Here is a 15,072-nt window from a genome sequence, read left to right as displayed (position 1 = left end):
AGAGCGACTGCCTAAAACCATTAGGCAGTCGCTTTTCGTTAAGAACTAATTACGAGTAACGCATGCGGATGTTGCGTTTTATACTCATCTTTCCAAGGAATATTTAGTTGATCCCACGATTCGCCGCTATCATTGGATTGAAACAAGCCATTGTTATTTAAAGTGTAAAATGTATGTGGTTCTGCTGGATTTGTCGCAAACATCGAAATGACTGTACCGATTGCAGATGGTAGACCTTGCTGTACTTGCTCGAAAGGAGTATCTTTCGTTTTACGATAAATATAAGATTCATAAGGAATACGGTGATGAGCGAGGTCAGCACTTGGTGCGGCAGAAACGAGAATTGTATCGCAATCAGCCGGATCAATAGCCATGCTGTATAAATAATGGTGTTCAAGTCCTTCGCTGCATGATATCCAGCTATTTCCACTGTTATAGCTTTCAAGGTATGCACGATCAGGTCCGCCCATAAATCCGTCACCACATGATGCATAAAGGCGATTTGGAGCGTCAGGGTGCATAAGCAATTGATGAGCATCGATAGGAGCACCAAATTTTTTATCCATCCATGTATGCCCTTTATCATTACTTTGAATAACAGCACCAGCTTCGATTGAAACGTGGATTGTATTAGGATTGTTTGGATCAACTGTAATCCAGCGCACGTGATGAGTAAAAGGTCTAGGCGGGAAAGCCCACGTATAAGAAGATAATAATGATTTCATATTTTTTAGTTCCGTCCACGTTTCACCGCCATTTTCCGAACGGAATAAAGCGCTCGGTTCTGTGCCGACATAAACGACGCCATAGCCGTTAATTTGTTCATTAGAGCTTATCGTAATGGAAGTGATCGAAGAATGTAAAATACCATCTTCTTTAGGAAAATCAAAGTAACGATATGAATCTCCAATCGGTCTCCACGAATCACCACCATTGTCGCTTAACCATAAACCTCGTCCAAATGTTCCGCAATATACGCGATTCTTTTGGAATGGATCAACTGCGATACAAGTAGGCTGCATATTTTGTAATTGATATGAGATTTCATAGTTACCGTATCGTTCTTTTACAACAATAAGTTCACGTTCCATACAGAGAAATAGTCGTTTCAATTCCATAACCTCCTTCAAAATTCTTTCATTAGTAAACAATATGAAGCTGAAAAAGAAGTAGTCTTATTTTTTGTTGAGAAAAAGGACTTGTTTGAAAAATAGCGAAGTGTATAGATAGAGGAAGCGGACGTTTATGGGCGTTAATTCGGGATAAAGATGGGGAGTTTGTTTCATACTAACATATAGATATTGCACTTAAAGGAGTATTCGTATGGGACATTCACATGATCATGGTCATTCTAACAATAAAAAGGCGTTGCTAATTGCTTTCGTATTAACGACAAGTTTTATGATTGCTGAAGTAATTGGGGGAGTTGTAACAAATAGTTTAGCACTTCTATCTGACGCGGGGCATATGTTAAGTGATGCAGTATCTTTAGCGTTAAGTTTACTTGCGTTCAAGCTTGGCGAAAAAACAGCAACAGCTGCGAAAACATACGGGTATAAGCGAGTCGAAATGTTAGCGGCATTATGTAATGGCGTCGTTCTTATAGTCATTTCAGTATACATTTTTATTGAAGCGATTCGCCGTTTTAAAGAACCAGTTGAGATTGCTAGTAATGGGATGCTCATTATTGCTGTACTTGGTCTGCTTATTAATATTTTATCAGCTTGGATATTAATGAGAGGCGGAGATGTGAAAGGTAATTTAAATTTAAGAAGTGCTTTCTTACACGTATTAGGTGATCTATTAGGATCAGTCGGAGCAATTATTGCAGCGCTATGTATTAAATTTTTCGGTTGGACTGCTGCAGATGCGATTGCTAGTATTCTTGTGTCTATTTTAGTCATTATTAGTGGATGGCGTGTAACACGTGATACGGTCCATATATTAATGGAAGGTGCACCGCAGCATATAAATGTTGAAGAGGTAAAAAGTGCATTATTAAATATTACAGTTGTAAAAGAAGTTCATGATTTGCATATATGGTCTGTCACATCTGATTTTCAAGTATTAACTTGCCATTTGATTATTAAAGGTAATGAAACGCAAAGTGTACTAAAAGAGGCTACGGATGTATTAAAGGAGAAATTTCATGTAGAACATGTCACCATTCAAGTAGAGATAGATGGTGAATTTAATCATAGTGAGACAACTTGCAAAGTATGAAAGAAAAAGGATAAGAAAAAGTGTCATAACATTTTTCGCACGACATACATATATATAATGTGGCCACAAATACTTTGTAAGGTAAATATTTCATGAAATTACTTTACTTATAACGAGTCATCTTTTATAATCAAAAGTGGTAATTGATAAAGATTATCATTTTCAATGATCGTGGAAAGGAGTTTTTTAAAAGATGAGTAGTCAACTCCGTTTTGCTGTTGAAAATCGTAAGAGGCATTTAATTGATGAGTTAATTGGAGCAGGTGTGTTTAAAATTCGCGACCGACAATTATACGAGCTGTCTTTAGAGGAATTAGAAAAAGAGTACGAAGATATGGAAGATTATGCAGATATTCAGGCGTAGCTATATAGATTAATAAAAGGTGAGCTGGTTACGATTTTGTGTAACCAGCTCACCTTTTATTATTTCCTAGAAATTATTTTTGATATTTCTTTCATTGGACGGAGCCAGTTTTGAGACATCATTCGTTCTATTTGTTTTTCGTCCTGCTTTTGCAGTGCTTGAATGATGGAGTGATGTTCTTCAATAGATTGACTTGCTGGAACGAAGTTTTGGAAAAACAAGTATTCAAGACGTAAAACGTGAAGTTGCATATTTTCTAGAAAGGGTTCAATGTATTGGTTTTTAGCAATAGAAGAAATTGTATTGTGAAATTGTATATCGAGTTGTAAAGCTTGTTTTGCGTTTTTCTTCTCTATAGAGCGCTGAAAATCATCATTTATTTCAGAAAGTAGTTTCAGATCAGCGTCCGTAATGTTTTGAAGTGCTTGCTTTCCTATAATAGAGTGAAGACCAGCCATCGTTTCATAAATGATAGGAATGTCGTCTAACTTAATAGGAGCAATTTTTGTTTTTTGCCCAGGTACCATTTCCACTAATCCAGAAAGTTCTAATATTTGTAGTGCTTCCCTTACAGGTGTTCTACTTACTCCTAGTGCTTCAGCTAATTCGCCATCATTAACTTTTTCATTAGGCTGCAGTACACCTTCAATAATCCAATCTTGTAATTGATTTAAAACGAGTGATTTCGCCGAAACTCTTCCTTGTTTTTTATAATTTTGAGGGATAGGCATAGTGAATTCAATCCTTTCATTGTATATTTTCTTTTTTCTCATGAACAAGCTTTAATTTCGGTTTCCCTTCATCCGGTTTTTGGCTTAAGATGAGCACCATTACAATGACACAAAAAGCCCCTAATAACTGAAAAGATTGAAACGGTACATGTAATATAAGTACGGAAGAAATAATAGCTGCAAGTGGTTCAGTACAACCGAATAATGTCGTCTCTTTCGGTGTCAAGTATCGTATGCTGTCTAAGTATAAATAAAATGCAATAAGTGTCCCGAAAATGACGACAAATGTGATGAGAGGTAGAGTACTTAGTTTTACATATTTCATAGTTGATAATAAAATGAATTCTTTCGTAGAAATAAAGTGTACAATCGTTACACCAATACCTCCAATAATCATGCCCCATCCAACGATAACAGAGGAAGACCATCTTTCTAGTAATCCCTTTGAATATAAACTATAAAAAGCGAGAGATAATCCAGATAAAATACCCCAAATAATAGCTGGTGTAGAAACAGCTAAGTTATGAACCGATCCGTTTGTTAGTAAGAGAAAAGTGCCTACTAATGAAAGGGCAATTGAAATGAAATCAATTTTTGATGGACGAACGTTCCATTTGAAAAGTAAGTATACAGTAATAAATATAGGAGCTAAATATTGCAATAATGTTGCGACGGCGGCATTTCCTTCTTTAATAGAAGCAAAGTACGTGTACTGTACAGCAAGCATACCGAATAGGCCAAACAATATCATTTTAGTAGCATCAGATCTTTGTTTCCATATGCCGAATATTTCTTTTCTGTTCGTCCCAAATGATGAAATAATGAGCAAGATAACGCCCGATATAAGCAATCGGATTGTAACTAACCATTCAGTAGAAACTTGCTCATATTGAAAAAGTTGTTGTGCAGCTGTTCCGGACAATCCCCATAAACAAGCACCAATTACAACCATAATGATTCCTTTTAAACGATTTGGATCCATAATGTATATAGTCTCCTTTCAAAAAAATATATTGTATGCAATATGCAATATATCACGGAGTGCATAAAAAATAAACTGAAATTTCTTTCTTAATGTAAAGTTGTTATTTAAATTAAAGAAAGTTTGTTAATTAAGAGAACGATAAAATAAAAAAGGCTTCTGTTTATGGAAGCCTTTTTATTTTAGATTATGAAGTGTAAGTAAAAGCCGGAATAGGGTCAACAAATGTATTCCAGTTTTGTTCCATTTCCTTTTCTGTTAATAGACAATCATCTAATGATTGTTCAATCACAGAACGATTCATATCAATACCGATAAATACGAGCTCAGTTATTCGATCACCATATCGCTCGTCCCAGTTTTTCAATACTTCGGGTTCTTCTGTAATAATTTGATTTCTTTCAGTTTCAGGTAATGCCGCTATCCATTCACCGGCTCCTTGAATTGTAATAGAGGAACCTGCTTGAGATAGAAGCCCTATCATATTATTACGAGATGCGAGCCAGAAAAAGCCTTTCGCTCTTACAACATCTACAGGCCATTTTTTTAGCCAATTCATAAGGCGTTCAGGATGGAAAGGGGATTTACGACGGTACACAAAGGAATTGATACTATATTCTTCAGTTTCGGGTGTGTGATGTTCACTATTTAGTTCTTGCATCCAGCCCGCCGATTGACTCGCTTCCTCATAATTGAATAAATTTGTATTTAAAATTTCTTGCAATGGTACGTTGCTAAATGAAGCTTCAATAATTTTTGCACCGGGATTTAATTTTTGTAATAAATGATGAAGTTCTATCCTATCTTCTTTTTCTATTAAATCAATTTTATTAAGAATAATGACATTCGCAAATTCAATTTGGTCTATTAGTAAATCAATAACTTCTCGAGTATCATTTTCATCGATAGCCTGTTTACGGTCTAATAAACTTTCACCATCTGCAAAATCATCCCAAAATGTATTTGCATCTACAACTGTAACCATCGTATCGAGGCGACAATTTTTCGTTAAATCGATATGAAGTACTTCGTCAGTATAAGTAAATGTTTGGGCAACTGGAATCGGCTCACTTATACCTGAAGATTCAATAACTATATAGTCAATATCATCGTTTTCAACAAGCCGACTCACTTCTATCATTAAATCTTCTCGTAGTGTACAGCAGATACAACCATTTTGAATTTCTACTAATTTCTCTTCCGTACGTGAAAATCCACCTTTTTTTATAAGTGACGCATCAATGTTTAGTTCACTCATATCATTAACGATAACAGCTACTTTTAAGTTGCTCTTATTAGCCAAAATATGATGTAGTAGAGTGGTTTTTCCAGCTCCTAGAAAACCACTTAATACAGTGATAGGTACTTTTTTCATAAAATGATCTCTCCTTTAAATCGTAATGATTACGTTTTATATTAAGGGATAAAAAAGAAAAAATCAATAATAAATCATAATGATTACGATTTAAGAATAGGAATAAACTATCAAATTTGTGCTGTAGTAGTGTAGGGCATTTGGACAAGTATACGGTCTAATATGAATAGAGTGGGGGGATCATGTTGGTTTTTAATAGAGCTTCAAAAGAATTAATAGGAATAGCCCTTATTGCTATTTTTCTTTTTTTATTATTTTTCGTAGATTTTACAAGTTTAGCAAATTTGCATAAAAGTATGCCAAAAGAATGGTTGAATGTGAATACGGTGTTTTTAAGTATTATATTTGAAGCAATACCTTTTATTTTATTAGGGGTAATTGTTTCTTCTCTCATTCAAGTGTTTGTGACGGAAGATATGATTCAAAAAGTAATGCCGAAATCACAGATTGTTGCAATGATTCCAGCGGTATTTGTCGGAATCATTTTTCCGATGTGTGAATGTGTCATTATACCAATCGTAAGAAGACTTATTCAAAAAGGACTCCCTCTTCATGTTGGAATTGTAATATTATTGAGTGCACCAATTATGAATCCGATTGTTCTTTTATCTACCGTATATGCATTTCAAAAAAATGATGTAGTTGTATATGCACGCTTTGGGATAACAATTTGTGCGGCGCTATTAGTAGGGCTAATTGTGTATTATTTCTATCGTGGGAAAAATATTTTAAAAGATATAGAGGATCCGGTTCAGAAAAAAGAAAAAAAGGGCTGGGGGAATGTCGTGAATCACACTGTAGATGAGTTTTTTGATACGGGTAAATATTTGTTGATTGGTGCTTTTTTTGCGAGTGTATTTCAAACGTTTTTTGATCGAAATGTACTTGATACAGTGGCGCATAATGAAGTGATTTCCCCAATTATTATGATGGGATTGGGTTATGTTTTATCAATTTGCTCAGCAGCCGATGCATTTATAGCAGCATCTTTTGGACATGTTTTCTCTGTAAAAGCACTTCTCGCATTTCTTGTGTTTGGACCTATGCTTGATATGAAAAATACATTGATGCTATTTGCTTATTTTCAAAGGAGATTTGTATTCTTTTTGATTGGAATTATTATTTTATCGGTGTACACAATCGTGCAAATTACAACGTTATAGGAGGTGGGAGAAAGTGGAGGAACAGGAACAGAAAGCTTATCATCGCTATATTCGTGGCATTATTTTAATTGGTTTAGCAATGCTCTTATTTAAACTATTTGTAACAGGGAATATTTATAATTTTATCGCTCCAAAAATGATTAAATTTACGTATATAGCTTTTGTAGTGATTTTACTTCTTGGTTCTTTACAAGTTTGGAGAGATGGGAGAGAAAAACAGGATGATTGTAATTGTTGTAAGCATCATACAGCATTAAAATCAGGGATGAAAAGTTTCTTTGTATATGTTGTATTTGTTGTTCCGATTATTAGTGCTTTTCTATTTGGAAGTGTAACAATTGACGGAAGTTTAGCGGGAAAAAGGGGTATGACTCAAAGTGTACAGGCAAGAAGTATGGAAAAGAACGAAAAAGAGGGAATACAGGCAAATTCTAATTGGAAAGAAATATTAGTTGATCAAGATGAAACCTCGAATTTAAAAGTGACAGATCAAGTGGAAGAGCAATTAGAAAAAAGTATGTTAGGACAACGAAAAATACAAGTAGAGGATAAGGATTATGTTCAAACAATGAGTATAATTGGCCAAGATGTAAAAGGGTTTAAAGGGAAAGAAATTACATTCTCAGGGTTTATCTATAATGATAAGGATGTGACGGGTGATAAAGCGGTAGTGGCGCGATACGGCATAACTTGTTGTATTGCGGATGCATCTGTCTGGGGGATGATTGTTGCAGGGGAAAACGTAAAAAAGCTCCCACAGGAAACATGGGTGAAAATAACAGGTTTGTTGGACGAAACGACATATAAAGGAACGCTATTTCCACTCGTAAAAGTAAACAAAGTGGAGAAAATCAATAAGCCAACAGACCCATATGTATATGATGCTTTACCCCAATAAAAAAGAATAAATTCTTCATATTTTCATGAAATAGAATCATAATCATGACGATAAAAAAATAAAGATAAGAGTAATTTGGTTTGTTAAAAATATGTGTAGAAGGAGATACGCGATGAACTGGGTTACTCATAAACCAACATTTGAATTTGATAATTATAGTCCATTTATTCGTGCGAATACTGCGTGGATTGGGCATTTAGAGTTCGCATATGATTTAGTAAGATTTGAAAAGCCGGAAATATTAGTTGAGCTAGGCACACATTTAGGCGCTTCTTTTTTCAGTTTTTGTCAAGGGGTAAAAGATGGAGGGTTACCTACAAAATGTTTTGCTGTAGATACTTGGACAGGAGATGGGCATACAGGTCCATATGGAGAAGGTGTTTTTCAAATCGTAGATAAAGTGGTGAAAATGAGCTATCCTAGTATAGGTAATTTAATTCGATCTACTTTTGATGAGGCTGTGGATCAGTTTCAAGATGGAACGATAAATTTGTTGCATATTGATGGCTACCATACGTATGAAGCAGTTTCTCATGATTATAAAACATGGTTACCGAAACTTGCGAATAACGGTATCGTGTTATTTCATGATATTGAGGTGAAAAACCGAAACTTCGGCGTGTATAAATTTTGGGATGAGGTCAAGGCGAAGTACCCTCATTTTCAGTTTGAACATTCATATGGACTCGGAGTATTATTTCCGAAAGGTTGTAGCGATCAGTTTGTGGAAATACTTAAAAATAAAGAAGAAATACAAAATATGTATAAATAAAAGTGGAGCATGCATCATTTTAATGATGTGTGCTTTTTTTGTGGGAAAAATGTAAGTGTTTAAAAGGTGAGGATAATAGTAAAAAGTTTTGTTGTGGCAAATATTAAAAAAGTTATTCTTGGATGGTTCTATATAAAAATGTAACATTTTTTATATTTTCCATTGCGAAAAGTAACATCTACTTTTACAATAGAAAAGGTGTTATATTATACTGGAAAAATAAATCGAAATAATATGAAAATTTTGTTTTGTCTTCGCTAATTGTATATCACATACATGTAAGACGACACACGTCATGTTATCGACTTGTAAGGAGAGAAAAAAATGAAAAGTGTAAGATTACCATCGATGCTAGAAATCATAGTTCTTTTATTACTATTTCTTGCTGTTGTCTTTTCCTTCCAAACGATTTTTGATCTCCCAATTCAATTAGCGCTATTTATTTCATGGTTTTTAGTAATTGCGCTTGGATTAAGATTAGGATTTCGTTATCAAGAATTGCAAGATGCAATTACGAAAGGAATTTCTAACGGATTAGAAGCAATACTGATTTTAGTTGCAGTAGGTGCTTTAATTGGAACGTGGATTGCTGGTGGCGTTGTACCAACATTAATCTATTATGGATTAGAGTTTATCCACCCTAGCATATTCCTATTAGCAACATTAATTATTTGTTCGATAACTTCTATCGCGACAGGAACATCATGGGGAACAGTAGGAACAGCAGGTATTGCTATGATGGCGATTGGTGAAGGGCTTGGATTACCACTTCCGCTTGTTGCTGGTGCAGTTCTTTCAGGAGCTTATTTCGGCGACAAATTATCACCACTTTCTGATAGTACAGTTCTTGCAGCTTCTATGGCGAAAGTAGATGTTATTGCTCACGTTCGAGCTATGCTCGTATTAGATGTTCCGGCTTATATTATTACTAGCATTATGTTTACTGTAGCTGGTTGGATGTATGGCGGCGATAATGTAGATTTGAATCGAGTAGAGTTTTTAAAAGAAGCTTTATTAAAGCAATTTGATATTAAAATATGGATGCTTGTTCCGGCGGTCATTGTTATCGTACTATTAGCGATGAAGAAACCGTCTATGCCAACAATTGCAATGGGAGCTTTAATTGGTGCGATTTGGGCAACTCTTTTCCAAGGAATGAACTTTGGAGAGGCGATCGGAACAGCGTATAACGGATTCTCAATTCAATCTGGTGTCGAGTTTGTTGACAAGTTATTAAACCGTGGTGGAATTGACGGTATGCTTGGATCAGTAGCCGTTATTATTTTCGGTTTAGGATTTGGTGGATTACTTGAAAAACTAGGTGTTTTAAAAGTAATCGTATCAAAATTTGAGAAGAAATTAAATTCTGCAGGTAATGTAACATTGTCTACATTAATCGTGGCATTCTTAGCGAATATATTTGGTTGTGCGATGTACGTATCACTAATTTTAACACCGAAAATTATGGAAGATAGCTATGATAAATTAAAAATAGACCGACGTGTATTAGCACGTAACTCAGAAGTAGGTGGAACGTTAACTTCAGGTATGGTTCCATGGTCTGACAATGGTATTTTTATGGCTGGTATTTTAGGTGTAGCAACGTTCTCATATGTTCCATTTATGTGGTTAAGCTTCGTATCGTTAATTTTAGCAGTTATTTACGGATATACAGGCAAATTCATCTGGTATGTAGATGATGCCGATAAAGGAAAGCAAGCATCATAAAATAAAAAAATCACCTTCTACAATATGTAGAAGGTGATTTTTTTATTTTGTAATAGCATTTGCTGAAGTAATTTCATTCTCATATTTAGCAATTTTTTGTTGTATCTTTTTTAAGTTTTTTTCAGTGTCTTGAATGAGCTGTAAGACATTTGTCTCCTGTTGTTTCATTAATTCCAACCGTTGAAAGATGGTGGATTCTCCATCCATAGACCAGTCGATAAATTGTTTTATTTTTTGAATTGGCATACCAGTGTTTTTTAAACACAAAATCATCTCTAAATATTTCAGTGCTTCTTCATCAAAAACTCGATCTCCTTTTTCGTTTCTTTGCAGAAAAGGGAACAGTCCTTGTTTATCGTAATAACGTATTTGAGAAATTGTTAAGTGTTGCATTTTGGCGACTTGTCCAATTGTATAATACATATCATTCATCCTTTTATTACCAAGGTATAATGCCATCTTTATTTAGTATTTTACCATTATAGTTTGTTTCACTTAATGCATATTTAATAATAATTTTAGCACTTTCAGTGGTTGTATGGCCACCGGGGGAATTTCCATTAAGATCCGTAGTTGTAAAACCAGGAGTTACCCCAAATACTTCTGGACCGTTAGTAGCAAATTCTTTACTAAAAGCTAATGTTAAAGCATTAATAGCTGTTTTTGAAGAATTATATCCTAGTGTATTAATTGGATGTGTTTCACCATTAGCAAACATTGTTAGTGAGGCCATGTCAGTTGTTACATTTATTATTTTACTGTTGCTTGAATTCTTTAATAATGGTAAAAAGGCTTGCATCATTTGGAAAGTTCCAAAAAAATTAACTTCAAATCCTTGGCGTAAAGTTTCAATATTTAATTCACTAGGTAGCATATTGAAGTCTAGCGCTATGCCTGCGTTATTAATTAATAAATGTAAGTGATCAGTCGTTTCGTAAATTTTCTTTGTTGCTTCTTGAATGGATTGTGAATTTGAAATATCTACTTGAATATAGGAAACGTTTGAAACATTTAAAGATTCTACGGCTTGTTGTCCAAGTTGTTCATTACGAGCACCTAAAAATACATGATAATCTTTTTCTGTTAATTGACGAACAAGTTCATATCCAATTCCTTTATTCGCACCTGTTATAAAAGCATATTTTTTCATATTGAATTCCTCCAGTATTGTTATAGTAGGTTACAAAGGAAAGGATACAGCCTAAACTTAAGTTTAGGTCAAGAGGAATTTTTAAAAATAAATATAGAATATTTACATATATGAGTGAGAATTCTTATCATTTAAGGGGGAAGTCTGTTATTATAAGAGATGTAGGTATTTTATTTTCAAGGGGATGAAAAAATGGAGTACAGAATTGAAAGAGATACAATAGGAGAAATAAAAGTTCCAGCTGATAAATTATGGGCAGCACAAACACAACGCAGTAAAGAAAACTTCCCGATTGGAACAGAGCAAATGCCACTTGAAATTGTAAAAGCATTTGCCATTTTAAAAAAGAGTGCAGCACTTAGTAATCAAAAATTAGGAAAGCTATCAGAAGAAAAAGCAGAAGCAATTGTGACAGCAGCTGACGAAGTGATTGCAGGAAAATGGAATGAACATTTTCCGCTTGTCGTATGGCAAACAGGTAGTGGTACTCAGTCAAACATGAATGTGAATGAAGTAATTGCAAATCGTGGGAATCAAATTTTGAAAGAGAAGGGAACTGACGTACATATTCATCCGAATGATGATGTGAACATGTCCCAAAGTTCAAATGATACATTTCCAACAGCGCTTCATGTAGCATGTGTAATTGCGGTAGAAAATCACGTCTTACCAGCAATTACGAAATTAAAAGAAACGCTAGCAGAAAAAGTAACTGCATTTGAACATATTATAAAAATTGGTCGTACACACTTACAAGATGCAACACCGTTAACATTAGGACAAGAAATTAGCGGATGGCACCGTATGCTTGAAAAAACAGAGCGTATGATTGCTGAGAGTAATACATATATGAAAGAGCTTGCAATTGGTGGTACTGCAGTTGGAACAGGTATTAATGCTCATCCTAAATTTGGTGAGATGGTGTCAGAGGAAATTAGCCAATTTACAGGTAAGCAATTTATTTCTGCACCAAATAAGTTTCATGCATTAACGAGCCATGATGAAGTTGTATATACGCATGGCGCATTAAAAGCATTAGCAGCTGATTTAATGAAAATCGCTAACGATGTACGCTGGCTAGCAAGCGGTCCACGTAGTGGTCTAGGAGAAATTATTATTCCCGCAAATGAGCCAGGAAGCTCTATTATGCCAGGTAAAGTAAATCCAACGCAAAGTGAAGCGTTAACGATGGTTGTAGCACAAGTAATGGGAAATGATGCAACAATCGGATTTGCTGCGAGTCAAGGTAATTTTGAGTTGAACGTATTTAAACCTGTTATTGCGTATAACTTCTTACAATCCGCTCACTTATTAGCAGACGCAATTGTATCGTTTAATGATAATTGTGCAGTTGGTATTGAAGCTGATGAAGAAGTAATTAAAGAGAATGTGAATCGTTCATTAATGCTTGTTACAGCATTAAACCCGCATATTGGATATGAAAATGCAGCGAAAATTGCGAAGCATGCTCATAAAGAAGGGTTAACTTTAAAAGAAGCAGCACTACAATCTGGACTACTAACAGAAGAGCAATTTGATGAAATTGTAGATCCGAAAAAAATGATTGCTCCGAAAGAGTAATAAAAAGAGCCGAGATTCTTCGTTTAGAATCTTGGCTTTTTTAATATGTATTTTTTCTATTTGTATTACTGTAAGTACCAAAATATATTATTTGTTAGCAGGCATATTCAATACTTTCATATGCGGACAGTTTTCTTTTAAGACTGAAATGAACTATTTTTCATCTTGGGGTATAAAAACAGTTACTGAGTCAAATAAATTGTAATGGATTTCTAATTGCTGTCTAGTCCATCTTTTTGAATGAAGTTTTTTACCAGAGTATTTAATGTGGCGAATGTCTTCAAATGGAATTTCAGTATGAAATATGAAACCATGTTTTACAATAAGAGAGGAAGCAGTTATATGGTAGTGAGAAAAATAGAAGGAAGAAAGATTTACGACATTTAGCAGCATCATGAGAGTGAAAAAAATTATGATAAATAATGAAATGAAAATGACGTGAAACGGATTTTTTTTCGCTTTAAATTTCAAGTTAGTCACCTCGGTATACGTGTTCTTTAACTAAAATGAATCATAATATTGTGATAAAACGTGTTGATATGCAGAATTGCATATTCCTTCGACTTATTATTCATGTAAAATTTTTTGATGGAATAAATTCAAAAGAAGTTTTGTAATAGTGGAGTGGCATGAAGTGGCTTATAAAAATAGAAAGGTAGCGTTAGTCATAATTAGTTGTATGACGGTTATGGGTAGTTGTGCAAATAAATTTGTTGAGGATGGAAATCGAAAGCATATATTTGTACAGGTAAGTAAGGCTTTAGTCGAGGTTATAAAGAGAATATATAATGGATAAAAGGTGTTTCCATATACGGAATTACCTTTTTTGTAGTTAAAATTGAATGCTGAAGTTTTGGAATGAGTGAATACCAGTTCTCTGTAGAACGAGGTTGTTGTCACTCAAATATTGAATAGCGTATTTTATTTCTTTTAGTACCTAGTCCAGTATCGATAAGGAGTGCGATAGTATCACCTACAAGTGAGAAGGAATGTACTTTCTCCCAATGTCCATATTCACTAATTGCATAAGTATTTTAGGTAATTTGTTTAACAGTAAACAAAGAATCTTGCAGAATAATCATATTTTGTTTCACATCCTATCTTCAATTCATGTATAAGTACATTTGCTCTTCGTTGCTTTAAGTCCTTTTAAAAGATTGTTTAATAGACGTTTTTATAAAAGTTTGTAAAATGGGTAAACGAAATGTTGAAATGTTTATTTATGGTGTGTTAAGATGATGAAGTGATAGTAAACGTTATTGGAATTTGTTTGTTTTAAAACAGACATTTTAAAGGAGTGTTTAGTATGAGTGATATTTCAGAGAAGTTTTGGGATGCTTCGGTTGAGGAATTGAAGAAAGGGTATGTATTTGAAGCGGAAGCAGAGGAGTATATTTGTTTAGCTTGTGGAGAAGCGTTTATTAAGGGTGTAATTTATCAAGATAATCAAGTTTTGTATGACGCAGAGAAGTTTGTACAATTGCATGTGCAAAATGAACATACGTCTATGTTTGATTATTTATTAGATCTTGATAAGAAGTATACTGGTTTAACAGATTTGCAAAAGAAAATGGTTCAGTTTTTCCATATGGGGCTGAATGATAAAGAGATTGTAAAAGAGATGGATGGCGGAAGTACTTCAACCATTCGAAATCATCGATTTACACTTCGAGAGAAAATGAAACAAGCAAAAGTGTTTTTAGCGTTAATGGAACTTTCAGAAGAAAAAGCAAAAGTACAAACGAAATTTGTACCGATTCATAGAACCGCAACGATGGTAGATGATCGCTACAATATTACGGAAGAAGAAAATGATGAAGTATTAAAAGCACATTTTACAGATGGATTAGATGGACCACTTTCTAAATTTCCGAAAAAGCAAAAGCGTAAATTAATTATATTACGCCATTTAGTGACGAAGTTTGATAGTAATAAAAAGTACACTGAAAAAGAAGTAAATACGATCATAGAAAGTGTTTACCCAGATTTTGTAACTTTAAGAAGATATTTAATCGAATATGGATTTTTAGATAGAACAGCTGATGGAAGCCAATATTGGGTGAAGTTATAATCATATGGAAAAGAAAATGAATAGAAGCACATTA

Annotated in this window: 14 protein-coding genes and 2 pseudogenes; 8 read left to right on the top strand and 8 right to left on the bottom strand. The window is 34.2% G+C overall.

Annotation, left to right across the window (positions count from 1 at the left end):
- Positions 1–38 precede the first annotated feature (38 nt).
- On the bottom strand, positions 39–1,112 hold the full coding sequence (locus AC3WVA_RS14955) for a WD40/YVTN/BNR-like repeat-containing protein (protein ID WP_098345361.1): 1,074 nt from the start codon (positions 1,110–1,112) through the stop codon (positions 39–41).
- Between the two features lie 211 nt (positions 1,113–1,323).
- Between AC3WVA_RS14955 and AC3WVA_RS14950 the strand changes: the two genes are divergently transcribed.
- Both AC3WVA_RS14950 and fbpA read left to right on the top strand, forming a co-directional pair.
- Positions 1,324–2,223 carry a cation diffusion facilitator family transporter gene (locus AC3WVA_RS14950; protein WP_492322018.1) on the top strand — a complete coding sequence of 300 codons (900 nt, stop codon included), beginning with the start codon at positions 1,324–1,326 and terminating at the stop codon, positions 2,221–2,223.
- Between the two features lie 193 nt (positions 2,224–2,416).
- Complete coding sequence (fbpA, locus tag AC3WVA_RS14945) at positions 2,417–2,587, top strand: Fur-regulated basic protein FbpA (protein WP_000098301.1); 171 nt, start codon at positions 2,417–2,419, stop codon at positions 2,585–2,587.
- Positions 2,588–2,646: 59 nt separating this feature from the next.
- Here fbpA and AC3WVA_RS14940 read toward each other — a convergent pair whose 3' ends face one another.
- The 3 genes from AC3WVA_RS14940 to AC3WVA_RS14930 form a co-directional block, all read right to left on the bottom strand.
- The gene (locus AC3WVA_RS14940) at positions 2,647–3,318 is read right to left on the bottom strand and encodes a GntR family transcriptional regulator (RefSeq protein ID WP_098345432.1); all 672 of its coding nucleotides are present in this window, start codon (positions 3,316–3,318) and stop codon (positions 2,647–2,649) included.
- Between the two features lie 16 nt (positions 3,319–3,334).
- Positions 3,335–4,300 (bottom strand): EamA family transporter, encoded by a 966-nt coding sequence (locus AC3WVA_RS14935; protein ID WP_142320964.1) that lies wholly within the window; start codon positions 4,298–4,300, stop codon positions 3,335–3,337.
- A gap of 187 nt (positions 4,301–4,487) precedes the next feature.
- The gene (locus AC3WVA_RS14930) at positions 4,488–5,675 is read right to left on the bottom strand and encodes a GTP-binding protein (RefSeq protein ID WP_098345359.1); all 1,188 of its coding nucleotides are present in this window, start codon (positions 5,673–5,675) and stop codon (positions 4,488–4,490) included.
- A gap of 185 nt (positions 5,676–5,860) precedes the next feature.
- Between AC3WVA_RS14930 and AC3WVA_RS14925 the strand changes: the two genes are divergently transcribed.
- The 4 genes from AC3WVA_RS14925 (at position 5,861) to nhaC (ending at position 10,236) form a co-directional block, all read left to right on the top strand.
- Entirely contained in the window at positions 5,861–6,838 is a 978-nt protein-coding gene (locus AC3WVA_RS14925; RefSeq protein WP_098345358.1) for a permease, read from the top strand.
- Between the two features lie 13 nt (positions 6,839–6,851).
- Positions 6,852–7,736: a TIGR03943 family putative permease subunit gene (locus AC3WVA_RS14920; protein ID WP_098345357.1), complete on the top strand. Its 885-nt coding sequence runs from the start codon at positions 6,852–6,854 to the stop codon at positions 7,734–7,736.
- A 112-nt stretch (positions 7,737–7,848) separates the two neighbouring features.
- Entirely contained in the window at positions 7,849–8,508 is a 660-nt protein-coding gene (locus AC3WVA_RS14915; RefSeq protein WP_048527207.1) for a class I SAM-dependent methyltransferase, read from the top strand.
- Positions 8,509–8,832: 324 nt separating this feature from the next.
- Complete coding sequence (gene nhaC / locus AC3WVA_RS14910) at positions 8,833–10,236, top strand: Na+/H+ antiporter NhaC (RefSeq protein WP_098345356.1); 1,404 nt, start codon at positions 8,833–8,835, stop codon at positions 10,234–10,236.
- A 42-nt stretch (positions 10,237–10,278) separates the two neighbouring features.
- Here the strand turns inward: nhaC and AC3WVA_RS14905 are convergent, their stop codons facing one another.
- Positions 10,279–10,659 carry a MerR family transcriptional regulator gene (locus AC3WVA_RS14905; RefSeq protein ID WP_098033413.1) on the bottom strand — a complete coding sequence of 127 codons (381 nt, stop codon included), beginning with the start codon at positions 10,657–10,659 and terminating at the stop codon, positions 10,279–10,281.
- Between the two features lie 16 nt (positions 10,660–10,675).
- Complete coding sequence (locus AC3WVA_RS14900) at positions 10,676–11,386, bottom strand: SDR family NAD(P)-dependent oxidoreductase (protein WP_098345355.1); 711 nt, start codon at positions 11,384–11,386, stop codon at positions 10,676–10,678.
- Positions 11,387–11,578: 192 nt separating this feature from the next.
- On the opposite strand from AC3WVA_RS14900, the gene fumC reads away from it, so the two are divergent.
- Entirely contained in the window at positions 11,579–12,967 is a 1,389-nt protein-coding gene (gene fumC / locus AC3WVA_RS14895; RefSeq protein ID WP_098345354.1) for a class II fumarate hydratase, read from the top strand.
- A gap of 87 nt (positions 12,968–13,054) precedes the next feature.
- Here fumC and AC3WVA_RS14890 read toward each other — a convergent pair.
- Both AC3WVA_RS14890 and AC3WVA_RS14885 read right to left on the bottom strand, forming a co-directional pair.
- A pseudogene (locus AC3WVA_RS14890) lies at positions 13,055–13,438 on the bottom strand (PH domain-containing protein).
- Positions 13,439–13,902: 464 nt separating this feature from the next.
- Positions 13,903–14,049 (bottom strand): annotated as a pseudogene (locus AC3WVA_RS14885) (MBL fold metallo-hydrolase); the annotation flags it as partial.
- 224 nt (positions 14,050–14,273) lie between these two features.
- On the opposite strand from AC3WVA_RS14885, the gene AC3WVA_RS14880 reads away from it, so the two are divergent.
- Complete coding sequence (locus AC3WVA_RS14880; protein WP_098345352.1) at positions 14,274–15,038, top strand: DUF2087 domain-containing protein; 765 nt, start codon at positions 14,274–14,276, stop codon at positions 15,036–15,038.
- Positions 15,039–15,072 lie beyond the last annotated feature (34 nt).

The organism is Bacillus sp. EB106-04-02-XG92, from assembly GCF_058791995.1.
This window is presented reverse-complemented; position numbering and strand designations above follow the sequence as displayed.

Coding starts and splice junctions, on each gene's coding strand:
- AC3WVA_RS14950 (WP_492322018.1), top strand. CDS start 1,324: ATGGGACATTCACATGATCATGGTCATTCTAACAATAAAAAGGCGTTG.
- fbpA (WP_000098301.1), top strand. CDS start 2,417: ATGAGTAGTCAACTCCGTTTTGCTGTTGAAAATCGTAAGAGGCATTTA.
- AC3WVA_RS14940 (WP_098345432.1), bottom strand. CDS start 3,318: ATGCCTATCCCTCAAAATTATAAAAAACAAGGAAGAGTTTCGGCGAAA.
- AC3WVA_RS14935 (WP_142320964.1), bottom strand. CDS start 4,300: ATGGATCCAAATCGTTTAAAAGGAATCATTATGGTTGTAATTGGTGCT.
- AC3WVA_RS14930 (WP_098345359.1), bottom strand. CDS start 5,675: ATGAAAAAAGTACCTATCACTGTATTAAGTGGTTTTCTAGGAGCTGGA.
- AC3WVA_RS14915 (WP_048527207.1), top strand. CDS start 7,849: ATGAACTGGGTTACTCATAAACCAACATTTGAATTTGATAATTATAGT.
- nhaC (WP_098345356.1), top strand. CDS start 8,833: ATGAAAAGTGTAAGATTACCATCGATGCTAGAAATCATAGTTCTTTTA.
- AC3WVA_RS14905 (WP_098033413.1), bottom strand. CDS start 10,659: ATGTATTATACAATTGGACAAGTCGCCAAAATGCAACACTTAACAATT.
- AC3WVA_RS14900 (WP_098345355.1), bottom strand. CDS start 11,386: ATGAAAAAATATGCTTTTATAACAGGTGCGAATAAAGGAATTGGATAT.
- fumC (WP_098345354.1), top strand. CDS start 11,579: ATGGAGTACAGAATTGAAAGAGATACAATAGGAGAAATAAAAGTTCCA.
- AC3WVA_RS14880 (WP_098345352.1), top strand. CDS start 14,274: ATGAGTGATATTTCAGAGAAGTTTTGGGATGCTTCGGTTGAGGAATTG.